Here is a 17,561-nt window from a genome sequence, read left to right as displayed (position 1 = left end):
TCGCGAACCGCACGATAGCACTTGCATCGTGCTTAGATATGTATATACATAATTGAAAGTGGAGGAAACGAAAAAGATCATGGCTGGAGCGCAAACGACAGGATCGGCAAGGGTTTGGCGCAATGCGCGGCTGGCGACGCTGGCTGAAAGCAAGGCCGGCCTTGGCATTGTCGATGCAGGCGCGGTCGCAACACGAGACGGCCGCATCGTCTATGCCGGTGCTGAGGCTGACATGCCGGCCGGGCTGCTGTCGGGTGCCGAGGTTGTGGATTGCCATGGTCGCTGGATCACGCCGGGCCTGATCGACTGCCACACCCATCTTGTTCACGCCGGAAATCGTGCCAACGAGTTTGAGATGCGTCTGGCCGGTGCCACCTATGAAGAGGTGGCACGGGCAGGGGGCGGCATCGTCTCGTCGGTCAAGTCGTTGCGTGCGGCGAGCGAGGCAGACCTCGTGGCGCAGACCTTGCCGCGCCTCGATGCACTGATCGCCGAAGGTGTGACCACGGTTGAGATCAAGTCGGGCTACGGGCTCGACCTCGACAATGAAGCCAAGTCGCTGCGCGCAGCGCGGCAACTGGCCGGGCTGCGGCCTGTGACAGTGCGCACGACTTTCCTCGGCGCCCATGCGCTGCCGCCGGAAGCCAACGGCGACAAGGATGCCTATATCGACCTCGTTGCCGGTCCGATGCTGGCGAAAATAGCTGATGAAGGCCTTGCCAACGCAGTCGACGGCTTCTGTGAGGGTATCGCCTTCTCGCCCGATCAGATGGCACGTGTTTTCGATGCGGCTACAGAGCGCGGCCTGCCGGTTAAGCTCCATGCCGACCAGTTGTCCAATCTCGGTGGCGCGGCATTGGCCGCGCGCTATGGTGCGCTATCGGCCGACCATCTCGAATACACTGACGAGGCCGGCTCTGCCGCGATGGCAAAGGCCGGTACGGTCGCGGTCATCCTGCCGGGCGCCTTTTACTTCATTCGCGAGACCAAAAAGCCGCCGCTCGACTTGTTCCGCAAGCACGGCGTCAAGATGGCCGTCGCCACCGACAACAATCCCGGCACCTCGCCGCTGACCTCGCTGCTTCTGACCATGAACATGGCCGCCACCCTGTTTGCCATGACCGTCGACGAATGCATTGCTGGCGTCACCCGCGAAGCGGCGCGTGCGCTCGGCCTGCAGGCCGAGACCGGCACGCTCGAAGCCGGCAAATGGGCCGACCTTGCCATCTGGGACATCGAAAGCCCGGCCGAACTTGTCTATCGCATGGGGTTCAATCCGCTCCATGCCCGTATCTGGAGAGGTAAATGACTACGCTCGTTCTGAAGCCCGGTAACGCAACGCTGGCCGAATGGCGCGCCATCTATCGCGGCGCCGTGCCCGAACTCGATCCGGCCTGCCGCCCCAGGATCAGGGCCAGCGCCGAAACGGTGGCAAGGATCGTCGCCAAGGGCGAGCCGGTCTACGGTATCAACACCGGCTTCGGTAAGCTGGCCAGCGTCCGCATCCCGGCGGACGACCTGGAAACCCTGCAGCGCAACATCGTGCTTTCCCATGCCGCGGGCGTCGGCGAGGCCATGCCGGTCGCGGTGACTCGCCTGATGATGGCTCTGAAGCTTGCAAGCCTGGCACAGGGTGCCTCCGGCGTGCGCGAACAGACCATCGACCTGCTGCAGGCCATGCTTGCCAAGGGTGTCATTCCGGTCGTGCCGGCCCAGGGCTCGGTCGGCGCATCGGGCGATCTGGCGCCGCTGTCGCACATGACCGCGACGATGATCGGCGTCGGTGATTGCCATACGCCGCATGGCATCGTGCCGGCCAAGGTCGCCTTCGTCACCCACGAACTCGAGCAGATCACCCTCGGCGCCAAGGAAGGCCTGGCGCTGCTCAACGGTACCCAGTTTTCGACCGCCTATGCGCTTGCGGCCCTGTTCGATGCCGAGGTTCTGTACAAGTCGGCGCTTGTCACCGGCGCGCTGTCGACCGACGCGGCCAAGGGTTCGGACGCGCCGTTCGATCCGCGTATCCATCTCTTGAGAAAACATCGCGGCCAGATGGAAACGGCGGATGCGCTGCGCAACCTGATGGCCGGCAGCGCCATCCGCGAGAGCCACCGTGTCGGCGACGAACGTGTCCAGGACCCGTATTGCCTGCGCTGCCAGCCGCAGGTGATGGGCGCAGCCCTGACCTTGCTGCGCCAGGCGGCCGACACGCTTGGCACCGAGGCCAATGGTGTCACTGACAACCCGCTGATCTTCACAGAGGACGATACGGCTCTTTCCGGCGGCAATTTCCACGCCGAGCCGGTTGCCTTTGCTGCCGACATGATCGCGCTCGCGGTTTGCGAGATCGGCTCGCTGTCCGAGCGCCGCATCGCCATGCTGGTCGACCCCGCATTGTCCGGCATGCCGGCTTTCCTGACGCCGAAGCCGGGCCTCAATTCCGGTTTCATGATCCCGCAGGTCACGGCTGCAGCACTGGTTTCCGAGAACAAGCAGAGGGCCTACCCGGCATCCGTCGATTCCATCCCGACTTCCGCCAACCAGGAAGATCATGTCTCGATGGCTGCCCACGGCGCGCGCCGGCTGCTGTCGATGATCGAAAACGCCAATGGCGTTATCGGCATCGAACTGCTGGCTGCTGCCCAAGGCTGCGATTTCCATGCCCCGCTGGCATCGAGTGGGGCGCTCGAAGCGGTGCGCAAGCTGGTCCGGGCGCAGGTGCCGCATCTCGATGACGACCGCCATTTCCATCCCGACATGGAAAAGGCCATCGCTTTGGTCCGCAACGGGGCGATCGTCGAAGCGGCTGGCGCCGTTTCCTTGCCGCAGATTTCAGGGGCTCAGGCATGAGCGATAGGTCCTGGCTGACGGTCCAGCAGGGCGACGCCCCGCTGCTTGTCAGTATCCCCCACACCGGTACCGATCTTGCTGGGCGCGACGACGGCTTCGTTTCGCCCTGGCTGGCCCGGCGTGACACCGACTGGTGGATCGAGCAGCTTTACGACTTTGCCGGTGATCTGGGCGCGACCGTCGTCCGCACCTCGGTTTCGCGCTCGATCATCGACGTCAACCGCGATCCCTCGGGCGCCTCGCTTTATCCCGGCCAGGCGACGACGGAGCTTTGCCCGACCACGACCTTTGACGGCGAGGCGTTGTACAGGGAAGGGCAGGTGCCCGACGCCGACGAGGTGGCCCGGCGCCGCGCGGCTTATTTCGAACCATACCACGCGGCGCTGGAGGGTGAGATTGCCCGCCTGCGTGCGCTGCATCCCCACGTCGTGCTTTACGATTGCCATTCGATCCGGTCGGTCATCCCCAGGCTCTTCGAGGGCAAACTGCCGCTGTTCAATCTCGGCACCAATTCCGGCAACAGCGCCGACCCTGCCTTGCAGGAACAGGTCGCCGCGCTGATGGCCGCGACGGGCCGGCCTTCTGTCGTCAATGGCCGTTTCAAGGGCGGCTGGATCACCCGCCACCACGGCCGCCCGGAGCAGGGTGTCCATGCTCTGCAGATGGAGCTTTCCTGCCGCGGCTACATGCTCGAGCCGGAGGGCAAGATCGAACCGTCCAACTGGCCGAGCCGCTACGACCCCGCCTTCGCCGCGCCGATGCGTGCGACGCTGACCAAGATTTTCGAAACCGCGCTCGCTTGGGCGGGCAGCCGACACTCCTAGGAGGCTTACGCATGACCCAACATTCCCGCATCGACAATGACCGCGTCATCCGCGCCGCCACCGGCACGGAACTCACCGCAAAGAGCTGGCTCACCGAAGCGCCGCTGCGCATGCTGATGAACAATCTCGACCCGATGGTCGCCGAAAAGCCGAGCGAACTCGTGGTCTATGGCGGCATCGGCCGCGCCGCGCGCGATTGGGAGAGCTTCGACCGCATCGTAGCCGCCTTGCGCAAGCTCGAGGCGGACGAGACGCTGCTCATCCAGTCGGGCAAGCCGGTCGGCGTGTTCCGCACCCACAAGGATGCGCCGCGCGTCCTGCTCGCCAACTCCAACCTCGTGCCGCACTGGGCCAACTGGGATCATTTTAACGCCCTCGATAAGAAGGGCCTGATGATGTACGGCCAGATGACTGCCGGCTCGTGGATCTATATCGGCAGCCAGGGAATCGTTCAGGGCACCTACGAGACCTTCGTCGAGATGGGCCGCCAGCATTTTGGCGGCGACTTGGCTGGCCGATGGATCCTGACGGCCGGCCTCGGCGGCATGGGCGGCGCGCAGCCGCTGGCCGCCACCATGGCTGGAGCCTCCTGTCTTGCCGTCGAATGTCAGCCGAGCCGCATCGAGATGCGGCTGAAGACCGGCTATGTCGACGTCCAGGCCAAGGACCTCGACGACGCTTTGGCAATCATCGACAAGGCAAGCAAGGAAAAGAAGGCGATTTCCGTCGCCCTGCTCGGCAATGCCGCCGACGTCTTCCCCGAACTCGTCAAGCGTGGCGTCAAGCCGGACGCGGTGACAGACCAGACCTCGGCGCATGACCCCGTCAACGGTTACCTGCCTCAGGGCTGGACGGTCGCAGAGTGGGAAGACAAGCGCCAGCGGGATCCCAAGGCGGTGGCGAAAGCCGCGCGCGCCTCAATGGCCGTGCACGTCAAGGCGATGCTTGACTTCCACAAGATGGGCATTCCGACCGTCGACTATGGCAACAACATCCGCCAGATGGCGCTGGAAGAGGGCGTGGAGAACGCGTTCGACTTCCCCGGTTTCGTCCCGGCCTATATCCGTCCGCTGTTCTGCCGCGGCATCGGCCCGTTTCGCTGGGCGGCGCTGTCTGGCGACCCGGAGGATATCTACAAGACCGACGCCAAGGTGAAGGAACTCACCCCCGGCAACACGCACCTGCACAACTGGCTCGACATGGCGGCAAAGCGGATCCACTTCCAGGGCTTGCCGGCGCGCATCTGCTGGGTCGGCCTCGGTGACCGCCACCGCCTCGGCCTCGCCTTCAACGAGATGGTCGCCAGGGGCGAGCTCAAGGCGCCTGTCGTCATTGGCCGCGATCACCTGGACTCGGGCTCGGTCGCGTCGCCGAACCGCGAGACCGAGGCGATGAAGGACGGATCGGATGCTGTGTCCGACTGGCCGCTGCTCAACGCGCTGCTCAACACCGCCTCCGGCGCCACTTGGGTGTCGCTGCACCATGGCGGCGGCGTCGGCATGGGCTTCTCGCAGCATTCGGGCGTGGTCATCTGTGCCGACGGCACCGAGGACGCAGCACGCCGCCTGGAGCGCGTGCTGTGGAACGACCCCGCGACCGGCGTCATGCGCCACGCCGATGCCGGCTACGACATCGCCCTCGACTGTGCCAGGGACAAGGGCCTCAACCTGCCGGGCATCCTGGGCTGACCATGCGCATCATTCGTCACGCCGACTGCCGCCCCATGCCGTGGAAGAACGGCGGCGGCGTGACGACCGAAATCATGGCCTGGCCGCCCGCGGCCGGGCTCGACGACTTCGACTGGCGCATCTCGATGGCGCAAGTCGCAAGCGGCGGACCGTTTTCCGTCTTCGCCGGCATCGACCGGACGCTGACGGTCCTGGCCGGCAGCATGGAGCTCGCGGCGGGCGATGCGGCGCCGGTGGCACTGTCTCCACGGTCAGAGCCTTACATTTTCCCGGGCGATGTCAGCACCGAGGCGAAGCTCATCGACGGCCCGGTTCTCGATTTCAACGTCATGACCCGGCGGGGCCGCATCAGCCACTCGGTCCAGCGGCTGGAAATTTCAGAGCCGACCAGGATTGGCGTGGGTGAGGGGACCAGCCTGGTTTTCTTCGCCTCGGGCTCGGCGCGTATCGGCAATGAGAAAATCGCCGCGCTGGACACGCTGCATATCGAAGCTGGCCCAGTTGTGCTGGAAATAGAGCTTAGCGAAGCGGTATCGCTCCTGCTCGTCTCCATTCGCCGCCAATAAGCGCGTAATCTCCAAAATCGTCGTGACATCCGGCCGGAACTGGCAAACTATCCCATCGGGGTGGGTAGGTCAGGTCGGCGACCGATATCGCACGGCGAAATGGAGAATGTGCCATGGACACCTACAAGGTCGGTTATTTCATAGGCAGCCTTGCCGCAGGCTCGATCAACCGCAAGCTCGCCAAGGCGCTTGTCAGGCTCGCACCCAAGCATCTCGAAATGGAGGAAATCTCGTTTCGGGACCTGCCGCTCTACAGCTACGACTATGACGCCGATTTTCCGCCGCCCGCCCGCGCGTTCAAGCAGGCGCTTGCTGGTGTCGACGCCATCCTGTTCGTTACGCCCGAATACAACCGGTCCATCCCCGGCGGCCTGAAGAACGCCATCGACTGGGCGAGCCGGCCCTATGGCAACAATTCGTTCACCCGCAAGCCTTCGGCCGTCATCGGAACGTCGCCGGGTGCGATCGGCACGGCGGTCGCGCAACAAAGCCTGCGCAGCGTGCTGAGCTTTTGCAATTCGCCGCAAATGAATGCGCCGGAAGCCTACATCCAGTTCAAGCCGGGACTGATCACCGATGAAGGCGAGGTGACAAATGAGGATACCGCCGAATTCCTCAGGAATTACATGGCCGAATTCCACGCCTTTGTCGTCAGGGTCTACACCGTATTGCCGCGCGGCGGATGACCTTCGCCCGACGACTTGGCGGGGCGGAAATTCGTCCGGCACAAGAAGGATCCGGGCGCGGAGCAAGGCGATTCGTGCCTCGCAATTGCCAAAGCGAGTTCCTTTGACGGGCACTGCCTGAAATATGGCCAAATTCGAGCATCGAACACGAAAAAGCCTGAATCCTTCCGTTCCGGTCTCTACCCGGCACTGCTATGAGGCGCCTGGCGACGTGGGTGATGACGGCGCCATATTTTCACTCAATCGCGGTGCAAGAGCGATCAATCGACCTGTTGTGTTGCCATGCAACCAATTCTTGTTTGAAACGGTTTATGCGACAGGTCCGCGGCGCCGAAAGGCGTGGCGGACTTTCTGTCAGACGGAAATGCTGTAGATGAATATTCAGACCGACCCGCGCCGGATCAAAGATGTAGTGCCTAGTTTTCCGGCTGTGGCAGAACAGCCGATAAGGGCCACGGTGCTCCATGAGGACCGGCTTAGGGCGACGGGCGAAAGTCTGGCCCGCAAGGAGTTGCGCTCCTATGCCGGTCTCGAAGCGTTCGACTTCCACGCCCGCATTCGCGAGAGCGCCAAGAAGATTCTCCAGGTCTATCGCGACACCAACGCCGCGCAGGGCAGGGGCGAGCCGATCACGCCCGCCGCGCAATGGCTGCTCGACAATAACTATCTTGTCGAGGAGACGATCTATCAGGTCAAGCGCGACCTGCCGCGCCGCTTCTACCGCGAATTGCCGACCATCGAACTGGGTGAAGGACAGCAGGTCCCGCGCGCGCTCGCCATCGCCTGGATCTACGTCGCCCACTCCGACAGCACCGTGTCGGCGCAGATGTTCAAGTCGATAGTCGAGGGCTACCAGTCCGTCGAGCCGCTGCACATCGGCGAACTCTGGGCGCTGCCTTCACTCCTGCGCTTCGTGCTGGTCGAGAACCTTCGCCGTATCGCCGTGCGGGTCAATCGCGCCCGCGAGATGCGAGCGATTGCCAACGACGTCGCCGATCGCCTGCAGGGTGTGCAGGAACAGGATGACGGCCTGGCCTTGCTCAGGGCCTATGCGGCGCATGCCCGTGACACGACCTTTGCGACACAACTGCTCTATCGTTTGCGCGATGGCTCGCAAAATGCCGGCAAGGCATTGATCTGGCTTGAAAACGAGCTTGAGAAGTCCGGCAGCGACGCCGAAGAGATCATCATCGGCGAGCACCACACGCTGTCGAGCGGCAACGTCACAACCGGCAACATCATCCGTGGCCTTCGCCTCATCAACGACCAGGACTGGACGGTCTGGTTCGAGGATGTCAGCCGCGTCGACACGCTGCTGCGCGAGCGCACCAATTTTGCGGCGCTCGATTTCGCCTCGCGCGACCAGTATCGCACCGCGATCGAGGATCTGGCCCGCCACTCCAAGCTTTCCGAATTTCAGGTCGCCGAGCGTGCGACCGATTTCGCCCACACGGAAAAGCCTGCGCCGCTTGCGGATCGGGACGATCTGCAGAAGGAATGTTCGGACGTCGGTTTCTTCCTTGTCGGCCCGCGCCGGCAGGAACTGGAGCAGGCGATCGGCTATCGCCCGACGATCGGCCGCGTCATCAATCGTGCCTTCCGCAAGACCAACTGGCTGGGCATAGCCCTTCCGGTCTTTGCGCTGACCGTGGTCCTGCTTTTGCTCGCCGGCAACGCGCTCGCGGCCCTTGGCCTGCCGACGGCAGCGATCGCGCTGATGCTGACGCTGTTTGCTGTTCCGGCAAGTGAAGGCGCACTCGCTTTCTTCAACACCATCGTGCTCAAGTTCCTGGAGCCGACCCGGCTCATCGGCTACGAGTTCAAGCACGGCGTGCCGGCTGAAGCCCGAACGCTCGTGGTGGTGCCGTCGCTGATCGGCTCGCGCGACGATGTCGAGGAAAACATCCGCAATATCGAGGTGCATTATCTCGCCAACATGTCGGGTGAACTTCATTTCGCCGTGCTCTCCGACTGGCCCGACAGCCAGGCCGAGATTTCGGCCGGCGACCGCGAAATCTACGATTACGCCCGCCGCGAGATCGCCAAGCTCAACCAGCGCTATCCGAGCGAGGGCGCGCCGCGGTTCTATCTGCTGCACCGCCGCCGGCTCTACAATCCGGCGCAAGGCTGTTGGATGGGCTGGGAGCGCAAGCGCGGCAAGCTGCACGAACTGAACCTTTTGCTGCGCGGCGACGGCGACACCACCTTCATGCCGACGGACGTGGCGCTGCCCGACAACATCGTTCACGTCATGACGCTCGACGCCGATACGCGCATGACGCGCGGCGTGGTCACCAAGCTGGTGGGCAAGATGTGCCACCCGCTCAACCGGCCGGAGTTCGACACCGAAAAGCGCCTGGTGACGGCTGGTTATGCAATCTTGCAGCCGCGCGTGACGCCGTCACTGACGACGGGCGATGAAGCCTCTTTCTTCCAGCGCGTCTTCTCGGCCCACCGCGGCCTCGACCCTTACGTCTTTGCCGTTTCCGATCTCTACCAGGACGTGTTCGGAGAAGGCACCTTCACCGGTAAGGGGCTGTATCATGTCGACGCGATAGAGGCTGCGCTCAAGGGCCGTATCGCCGAAAACACCGTGCTCAGCCACGATCTGCTCGAAGGTGCGCTCGCGCGCTCGGCGCTCGTCACCGATGTCGAGGTCGTCGAGGACTACCCGACCCGTTATTCGGTCGACGCCTCGCGCCAGCACCGCTGGGCGCGTGGCGACTGGCAACTGCTCGGCTTCATCTTCGATCCGAAATCGGGCGTTCCGGCGCTGTCGCGCTGGAAGATGGTCGACAATCTCAGGCGCTCGCTGACCCCCATCTTCTGGGTCTTGGCGGCGATTGCCGGCTGGACGCTGCTGCCCTTCACCCAGGCCGCGCAATGGCAGGCGCTGTTGATCCTCAGCCTGTTCATGGCGCCGACCTTCGACATCATCGACGCCATCCTGCCGAAGAACCGCGACGCCACGCCGCGAGGCCATTTCAGCGCGCTTGGCCGCGACCTGGCATTCGGCACGGCGATGGTGGCGTTGAAGATCGTGCTCATGGCGCATCTCGCCTGGATGATGGGCGACGCCATCGTCCGCACGCTCTACCGCCTGTTCGTAAGCCGCAAGGACCTGTTGGAGTGGCGCACCGCCTCGCAGGCGCACAAATCAGGCGGCAACGACCTCGCTGCCTACTACAGGATGATGTATGGCGCGGTGATTATTGCCGTCATCGGCCTGGCAGTGCCGGTTTTCGCGGATTCGACCGGCGCGTTCGTTGCCTTCGCATTCGCCGTCTTCTGGGCCGGCTCGCCCGCCTTCGCCTGGCTGATCAGCCGCTCGGCCGAGACCGAGGACCGGCTGCACGTCATGCCTTGGGATGTGCATACGCTGCGCACGGTGGCCCGCCGCACCTGGCACTACTTCGAAACTTTCGTGACGCCCGAGCAGAACCACCTGCCGCCGGACAATTTCCAGGAAAACCCGACCGGCGTCATCGCCACACGTACGTCGCCGACCAATATTGGCGTCTACCTGCTGTCGGTGGTGTCGGCCCGGGATTTCGGCTGGATCAGCCTTGCGGATGCGGTTGCGCGCATCGACGCCACGGTTTCGACCATCGAGAAGATGGAGCGCTACAGGGGGCATCTCTACAACTGGTACGACACCACCAACCTGCGTCCGCTCTATCCGCTTTATGTCTCAAGCGTCGACAGCGGCAATCTCGCCGGCCATCTCGTGGCGGTCGCCACGGCCTGTTCTGAATGGGCGGAAGCGCCCTCGGTCCATCTGCAGGGCGATTTCGAAGGCATTCTCGATATAGTCTCGATCATCGAGGAAAGCGTAGCCGACCTGCCGGACGATCGCCGGCAGTTGAGGCCGCTGCGCCAGCGGCTCATCGACCGCATCGACGGCATGCGCCGCGCGGTGGAGACGATCAAGTCGCAGCCCGAAATGGCCTCGATTCGCACCATCAACCTGGCGGTCTTGTCGGGCGAGATCCGCAAGCTGGCGGGCGCCATCCATACGGAGGCGGTATCGACCAAGAGCGAAGTCCTGTCCGATTGGGCGCGGACGCTCGAGGTCACCTGCGAGGCGCATGTCCATGACGCGCACAGCGACGACCAGGCCGTCGCCGCCCTGCGAGCCAAGCTGATGGAACTGCGCGAGCGCACCCGCAAGTTCGCTTTCGAGATGAATTTCTCGTTCCTGATGCGCAATGAGCGCAAGTTGCTGTCCATCGGCTATCGAGTCGAGGAACATCAACTCGACGAAAGCTGCTACGACCTGCTGGCCTCGGAGGCACGTCTGACCAGCCTGTTCGGCATCGCCAAGGGCGACATTCCGACCGAGCACTGGTTCCGGCTCGGCCGGCCGATCGTCGAGATCGGTTTCCAGGGCGCGCTGATGTCGTGGTCGGGCTCGATGTTCGAATACCTGATGCCGCCGCTGGTCATGAAAGAGCCGCAGGGCGGCATTCTCAATCAGACCAACAAGCTCATCATTCGCCGGCAGATACAGTATGGCCGCTCGAAGGGTATTCCGTGGGGCATTTCGGAAGCGGCCTACAATGGGCGCGACCGCGAACTGACCTACCAGTACACCAATTTCGGCGTGCCGGGACTCGGCCTCAAGCGTGGCCTTGGCCAGAATACGGTGATCGCGCCCTATGCGACCGTGCTGGCAGCCCAGTTCATGCCGAGCGAGGCGACCGCAAACCTCCGACGTTTGCGCAAGATTGGCGCGCTCGGTCGCTACGGCTACTACGACGCCGTCGACTACACGCCGCAGCGCGTGCCGGAAGGCGCCGATCATGCCATCGTCTACAACTACATGGCCCACCACCAGGGCATGTCGATCGTATCGATTGCCAACGCCATCTTCGAAGGCCGGATGCGCGACCGGTTCCACAGCGACCAGGTGATCGAGGCTGCCGAGCTTCTGTTGCAGGAGAAGGCGCCGCGCGACATCCCAGTCGCAACCGTTCGCACGGAGGTTGCCGAGCACACCAAGGACGAGACCACTGACCACAGCGCCGACACGCGCCTGGTGCTCAATCCGATGCGGGCGTTGCGCTCGACCAACCTGATGTCGAACGGCCGCTATTCGGTGATGGTGTCCGCCACCGGTTCCGGCTACAGCCGCTGGAACGACATGGCGATCACGCGCTGGCAGCCGGACCCGACCGAGGATCGGCTGGGCACCTACCTGTTCCTGCGCGATACCGATACCGGTGACTGGTGGTCGGCGACCGCCGAACCCAAGCGCGCCACCGGCGAGCAGACCCAGACGCTGTTCTGTGACGATAAGGCGAGCTTCATCAAGACTGTCGGCACGCTGCGCAGCGAGGTCGAGTGCATCGTCGTTTCCGAAGGCAATGGTGAGGCCCGGCGCATCGTCATCTGGAACGATGCCGCCGTCGATCGTCACATCGAGGTGACGTCTTTTGCCGAGCTGGTGCTTGCACCCGAGGCCAACGACAACGCCCACCCGGCGTTCTCGAAGATGTTCGTCGAAACCGAGATCACCCACAACGGCAGCGCGATCCTGGCGACCCGGCAGAAGCGGGCGGCCAATGAGCCCTCGGTCGTGGCCGCGCACTTCGTCACCGATCAGTCTGGCTTTGCACGCGATACCGAAGCCGAGACCGACCGCCGCGCCTTCATCGGCCGCGGCCGTACGATCGCCGATCCGGCAGCCTTCGACGCGGGCGCCAAGCTTTCGGGCAGTGCCGGCTTCACCCTCGACCCTGTAGCGGCACTTCGCCGCCGCGTCCGCGTGCCGGCCAACAAGAAGGTCTCGCTGACGTTCTGGACCGTCGTCGGTTCGACCCGCGAGGAAGTCGAGGAGACGGTAGCCCGGCTCGACCATCCCGAGGGTTTCCCGCGCCAGGCCATGCTGTCCTGGACGCGTTCGCAGGTTCAGACACGCCACCTCGGCCTCAATCTCGCCGATGCCGCCAATGTGCAGAAGCTGGCGCGCTATCTGATCTATCCCGATCCGTTCCTGCGCCTTTCGGCAGACGCGATCGCCTCCGGCCTCGGCCGGCAGTCGGCGCTGTGGCCGATGGCGATTTCCGGCGATTTCCCGATCCTGGCGATCCGGATCGGCGACATTGCCGATATCGAGATCGTCGCCCAGGCGCTGAGGTTCCAGGAGTACATGCGGGCTCGCGGCCTGGTCGCCGATCTCGTCATCGTCAACGAGCAGGCTTCGTCCTATGTGCAGGATCTGCAGCAGGCCATCGAGCATCTGTGCGAGAACAGCCGCCTGCGCGGCAAGGAACTCGGCCCGCGCCAGCACATCTTCGCCGTGCGCCGCGACCTGATGGACGAAGCGTCCTATCGCACGCTGCTCGCTGTCGCGCGGGTCTGCCTGCACACCCGCAACGGCACCATCTTCGACCAGATCGAGCGCGCCGAGGCCGCCGCTCTTCAGGCGCGTGACGCGCTGGCGACGGCTCAGGCAACGGACCGCCCGGAATCGACGGCAACGGCAGCTTTGCCTTCGCGGAACGCGCGCAAGGCCGCCGGCGACGGACTTTCCCACTGGAACGGATTTGGCGGTTTCGACGCTGGCGGCCGCGACTATGTCGTGCGCCTCAACGGCATGCGTGCCACGCCGCAGCCCTGGATCAACGTCGTTGCCAATGCCGGCTTCGGCTTCCACAGTTCGGCCGAGGGCGCTTCCTTCACTTGGAGCCGCAACAGCCGCGATTACCAGCTGACGCCGTGGTCGAACGACCCGGTCACCAACCGGCCGGGCGAGGCGATCTACGTCTTCGACCGCACCAGCGGCAGGACCTACTCGCCGATTGCCGCTGTCGCGCGTGATGCGAGCGCTTCCTACGAGGCGCGTCACGGTCAGGGCTTCTCGACCTTCCGCTCCAAGCGCGGCACGCTGACGACCGAGTTGACCCACCTTGTAGACCCGGCGGATCCTGTCCGTGTTTCGCGACTGCGCATCGAGAATTCCGGCGCCGTGGCGGCCAAGCTCAGGGTCTATGCCTATGCCGAGTGGGTGCTCGGCACCGGGCGGGCCAAGACCGCGCCGAACATCGTTCCCTCGCTCGATCCGGCGACCGGCGCACTGTTGGCGCGCAACACCTATGGTCTCGATTTCGGCGAGCGCGTCGCCTTCATGGCGATGGACGGCAAGGCCGGTTCGGTCACCGCCGATCGTCTCGAGTTCATTGGCACGGGAGGAACGGTCGAGGCGCCGCGCGCGGTGACGCTCGGTGTTGAACTGACCGGCCGCGTGGAAGCCGGCGTCGATCCTTGTGCCGCGATTGCGCGGGACGTCGAGGTGCCGGCTGGCGGCTCGGTGTCGCTGCTGTGGCTGCTCGGCGATGCCGGCTCCGACGAAGAGGCGAGCGCACTTGTTGCCCGTCATCTCAAGGTCGATTTCGACAAGCGGCTTGCCGACAATGCGGATGACTGGCGCTCGTTCCTCGGCACGATCGAAGTCGACACGCCGGACAAGGCGCTCGACGCGATGGTCAACCACTGGCTGCCCTATCAAAGCCTTGCTTGCCGCATCCGTGCGCGCTCGGCCTTCTATCAGGCGAGCGGGGCGTTCGGTTTCCGCGACCAGTTGCAGGACACGCTTGCGTTGCTGATGCATGACGCAAGCCTGGCCCGTGCACAGATATTGAATGCGGCTGGCCGGCAATTTGCCGAAGGCGACGTGCAGCACTGGTGGCTGCCGCGCACCGGTGCCGGCGTGCGCACGATGATCTCCGACGACGTCGTCTGGCTGGCCAGCGCCACGGCGCGCTATGTCACCGTGACCGGCGACGCCGCGATCCTGGCCGAGCAATTGCCCTTCATCGAAGGACAGCAGCTCAACCCTGGCGAGCATGATGCCTTCTTCACGCCCGAGGCGTCGAAGAAGAAGGCTTCGCTCTACGAGCATTGCGCCCGCGCGCTCGACCTCGCCATCAAGCGGACCGCCAAGAACGGACTGCCGCTGATCCTCGGTGGCGACTGGAACGACGGCATGAACCGCGTCGGCGAGGAGGGCAAGGGCGACAGCGTCTGGCTCGGCTGGTTCCTGCTGAAGACGCTGGGCGAGTTTGCGCCCCTGGCCAAGGCGGAGGGCGACTCCAAGCGCGCCAATGCCTGGGATAAGCATGCCAATGCCCTGAAGCGGGCGCTGGAGAATGCCGCCTGGGACGGCGAGTGGTATCGTCGCGGCAGTTTCGACGATGGCACGCCGCTCGGCTCGCGCAATTCCGACGAATGCAAGATCGATTCGATCGCCCAGTCGTGGAGCGTGATCTCGGGCGAGGGAGATCCTGCCCGTTCGCGCACCGCCATGGCGCAGGCGACCAAGATGCTGGTCGATGACGAGATGCAGCTCATCAGGCTGTTCACGCCGCCGTTCTCCGAGACGGAGAAGGAACCCGGCTACATCAAGTCCTATCCGCCAGGCGTGCGCGAGAACGGTGGCCAGTACACCCATGCGGCGACGTGGTTTGTCATCGCGCTGGCGGAAATGGGGCAGGTCGACGAGGCCTACCGCTGCTTCTCCATGCTCAACCCGGTCAACCATGCGCTCGACGAGCATTCGGCGGAGACCTACCGGGTCGAACCCTATGTCGTGGCGGCCGATGTCTATGCCGACGCATCCAAGGCAGGGCGCGGTGGCTGGACCTGGTACACAGGTTCGGCCGGCTGGCTCTATCGCGCGGCGGTCGAAAGCATCCTCGGCATCAGCCGGCGCGGCGACCGCCTTGTGGTTTCGCCAGCCATCCCCAAGCATTGGGAGGGCTACGCTGCGACCCTGCGCTTGGGTGGAGCTGTCTATAGGTTGCGGGTGGTGAGAGACAAAACCACTAAGGCTGCGAAGGCCGATGTCGATGGCGTGAAGGGCAAGGATGCGTCTTTTGCCATGCGCGATCGTGGCGAGATCGAGGTGGTGGTGCGCATTCCGGCCTGACCGGAATGCCCCTGCGTTAACTTGTCCGTCATCTTCGTCATCATTTCGCCGCAACGATGCCTTTTTTCGTTAGTTCTCAATTCCTTATCGGATCACACGAGATTACCGAGCGTAGCTATGTGTTGTTCGATTTTTTTGAACTCAGAGGTTATCTGCGCATTGTCTTGCGGACCCGAGGTCGCTATTTGTCGGCCATGGTGCAGTGCACAATAAAGGGACGAACGGGACTCAAGGGGTACCAAAGTGTCGTTGCTTGAGGTTTATTGGAGAGCCCTTCGCTATCTTGCCGCAGACGGCAAGAAGGTCGGGCTGATTTGCGCAGCCAACGTCGTGTTGGCCATCGTCACTATTGCCGAGCCGATTCTGTTCGGACGCATCATCGATGCCATTGCCGGAAAGACGGAAGTCGTTCCCACGATGGCGCTGTGGGCCAGCTTCGGCGCGTTCAACATTGTCGCTTTCGTTCTGGTGGCGCGTGGCGCCGACCGCCTGGCCCATGCGCGGCGCGGCGAAGTTCTCTGCCAGTCGTTCGAACGCGTCATCACCATGCCGCTGGCCTGGCACCAGCAGCGTGGCACGTCGCACTCGCTGCACACGCTGCTGCGCGCGGTAGAGGCGCTGTTCAGCCTGTGGCTCGAATTCATGCGCACCCACCTGTCGACCGCCGTGGCGCTGACGCTGCTCATCCCGACGGCCTTCGCGATGGACGTCCGCATGTCGCTGGTGCTGATCGGCCTCGGTGCGCTCTATCTGATGATCGGCCGGCTGGTGATGCGCAAGACCAAGGAAGGCCAGGCTTCGGTCGAGCGCCACTATCACAAGGTTTTCTCCCACGTCTCCGACTCGGTCAGCAACGTGGCGGTGCTGCAGAGCTACAACCGTATCGGCCAGGAGACGGAATCGCTGCGCGATTACGTCAAGGCGCTGATCACCACGCAGAACCCGGTCCTCGATTGGTGGGCGCTGGCTTCCGCCATGCATCGGCTCGCCTCGACGATCTCGATGATGGTGGTGCTGCTCATCGGTGCCTATCTCGTCACCCAGGGCCAGTTGCGGATCGGCGATATCGTTGCCTTCACCGGCTTTGCCGCCTTGCTGATCAGCCGCCTCGACCAGGTTTCGAATTTCGCCAACCAGATATTCGACGCCCGTTCGAAGCTGGAGGAGTTCTATCGTCTCGAGGATACCGCCGCCGACCATCGCGAGCCCGAGGGCCTGCGTGAGTTGGAAAACGTTACCGGCCATGTCCGCTTCGAAAATGTCAGCTTCGAGTTTCCGAATTCGGGGCAGGGCGTGAGCGACGTTTCCTTCGAGGTCAGCGCCGGCCAGACCGTTGCCATCGTCGGCCCGACCGGCGCGGGCAAGACCACGCTTATCAACCTCCTGCAACGCGTTCATGCGCCGGAGCATGGCCGTATCCTGATCGACGGTATCGATACGCGCAGCGTGACCAAGAAGTCGCTGCGCCATTCGATCGCCACCGTGTTCCAGGATGCCGGCATGCTCAACCGCTCGATCGAGGCCAACATCCGCGTCGGCCGCGCCAGCGCCAGCTATGAGGAAGTGCACGCCGCAGCCAGCGCCGCGGCAGCGCAGGACTTCATCCTGTCGAAGAGCGAAGGCTATGACACCAATGTCGGCGAGCGCGGTGGGCAGTTGTCCGGCGGCGAGCGCCAACGCATCGCGATTGCCCGCGCCATCCTCAAGAGCGCGCCGATCCTGGTGCTGGACGAGGCGACCAGCGCGCTCGACGTCGAGACAGAGAACCGCGTCAAGGACGCGATCGACATGCTGCGCGATGGCCGCACGACGTTCATCATCGCCCACCGCCTGAGCACTGTTCGCGACGCCGACCTCGTCGTGTTCATGGATCACGGCCGTGTCGTCGAGATGGGCGGCTTTGGCGAGCTTTCGGCTCGCAACGGGCGCTTTGCCTCGCTGCTGCGCGCCGGTGGCCTGCTCAACGACGAAGAGGTCCGCCGCGTCACCCATGTCGAGGCAGCGGCCTGACGCTGTCC

At 63.9% G+C, this 17,561-nt stretch carries 8 protein-coding genes; all 8 read left to right on the top strand.

Going from position 1 to position 17,561, the window contains the following annotated elements; all coding sequences use genetic code 11:
• The first annotated feature begins 79 nt into the window (after nucleotides 1–79).
• The 8 genes from hutI (at nucleotide 80) to GGQ99_RS08590 (ending at nucleotide 17,553) form a co-directional block, all read left to right on the top strand.
• Nucleotides 80–1,309 (top strand): imidazolonepropionase, encoded by a 1,230-nt coding sequence (gene hutI / locus GGQ99_RS08625; protein ID WP_183262042.1) that lies wholly within the window; start codon nucleotides 80–82, stop codon nucleotides 1,307–1,309.
• Entirely contained in the window at nucleotides 1,306–2,850 is a 1,545-nt protein-coding gene (gene hutH / locus GGQ99_RS08620) for a histidine ammonia-lyase (protein ID WP_108608591.1), read from the top strand. The genes hutI and hutH overlap by 4 nt, the downstream gene beginning before the upstream one ends.
• Complete coding sequence (gene hutG, locus GGQ99_RS08615; protein WP_183262040.1) at nucleotides 2,847–3,674, top strand: N-formylglutamate deformylase; 828 nt, start codon at nucleotides 2,847–2,849, stop codon at nucleotides 3,672–3,674. Before hutH ends, hutG begins: the two co-directional genes overlap by 4 nt.
• Nucleotides 3,675–3,685: 11 nt before the next feature.
• On the top strand, nucleotides 3,686–5,362 hold the full coding sequence (gene hutU, locus GGQ99_RS08610; RefSeq protein WP_183262038.1) for a urocanate hydratase: 1,677 nt from the start codon (nucleotides 3,686–3,688) through the stop codon (nucleotides 5,360–5,362).
• A gap of 2 nt (nucleotides 5,363–5,364) precedes the next feature.
• Nucleotides 5,365–5,928 carry a HutD/Ves family protein gene (locus tag GGQ99_RS08605; protein ID WP_183262034.1) on the top strand — a complete coding sequence of 188 codons (564 nt, stop codon included), beginning with the start codon at nucleotides 5,365–5,367 and terminating at the stop codon, nucleotides 5,926–5,928.
• A gap of 113 nt (nucleotides 5,929–6,041) precedes the next feature.
• The gene (locus GGQ99_RS08600) at nucleotides 6,042–6,614 is read left to right on the top strand and encodes an NADPH-dependent FMN reductase (RefSeq protein ID WP_183262032.1); all 573 of its coding nucleotides are present in this window, start codon (nucleotides 6,042–6,044) and stop codon (nucleotides 6,612–6,614) included.
• A 373-nt stretch (nucleotides 6,615–6,987) separates the two neighbouring features.
• Nucleotides 6,988–15,543: a glycoside hydrolase family 94 protein gene (locus GGQ99_RS08595; RefSeq protein WP_183262030.1), complete on the top strand. Its 8,556-nt coding sequence runs from the start codon at nucleotides 6,988–6,990 to the stop codon at nucleotides 15,541–15,543.
• Nucleotides 15,544–15,786: 243 nt separating this feature from the next.
• Nucleotides 15,787–17,553, top strand: a complete 1,767-nt coding sequence (locus tag GGQ99_RS08590) for a glucan ABC transporter ATP-binding protein/ permease (RefSeq protein WP_108608585.1) — start codon at nucleotides 15,787–15,789, stop codon at nucleotides 17,551–17,553.
• The last annotated feature ends 8 nt before the right edge of the window (nucleotides 17,554–17,561 follow it).

Origin of the sequence: Aminobacter niigataensis (assembly GCF_014200015.1) — a bacterium.
Taxonomy (GTDB): Bacteria; Pseudomonadota; Alphaproteobacteria; order Rhizobiales; family Rhizobiaceae; genus Aminobacter; species Aminobacter niigataensis.
The sequence above is the reverse complement of the archived record's forward strand: the minus strand, read 5'-3'. Positions and strand labels throughout refer to the sequence as shown.

Excerpts from the sequence above, each read along its gene's own strand:
- hutI (WP_183262042.1), top strand. The coding sequence starts at position 80 with ATGGCTGGAGCGCAAACGACAGGATCGGCAAGGGTTTGGCGCAATGCG.
- hutH (WP_108608591.1), top strand. The coding sequence starts at position 1,306 with ATGACTACGCTCGTTCTGAAGCCCGGTAACGCAACGCTGGCCGAATGG.
- hutU (WP_183262038.1), top strand. The coding sequence starts at position 3,686 with ATGACCCAACATTCCCGCATCGACAATGACCGCGTCATCCGCGCCGCC.
- GGQ99_RS08595 (WP_183262030.1), top strand. The coding sequence starts at position 6,988 with ATGAATATTCAGACCGACCCGCGCCGGATCAAAGATGTAGTGCCTAGT.
- GGQ99_RS08605 (WP_183262034.1), top strand. The coding sequence starts at position 5,365 with ATGCGCATCATTCGTCACGCCGACTGCCGCCCCATGCCGTGGAAGAAC.
- GGQ99_RS08600 (WP_183262032.1), top strand. The coding sequence starts at position 6,042 with ATGGACACCTACAAGGTCGGTTATTTCATAGGCAGCCTTGCCGCAGGC.
- hutG (WP_183262040.1), top strand. The coding sequence starts at position 2,847 with ATGAGCGATAGGTCCTGGCTGACGGTCCAGCAGGGCGACGCCCCGCTG.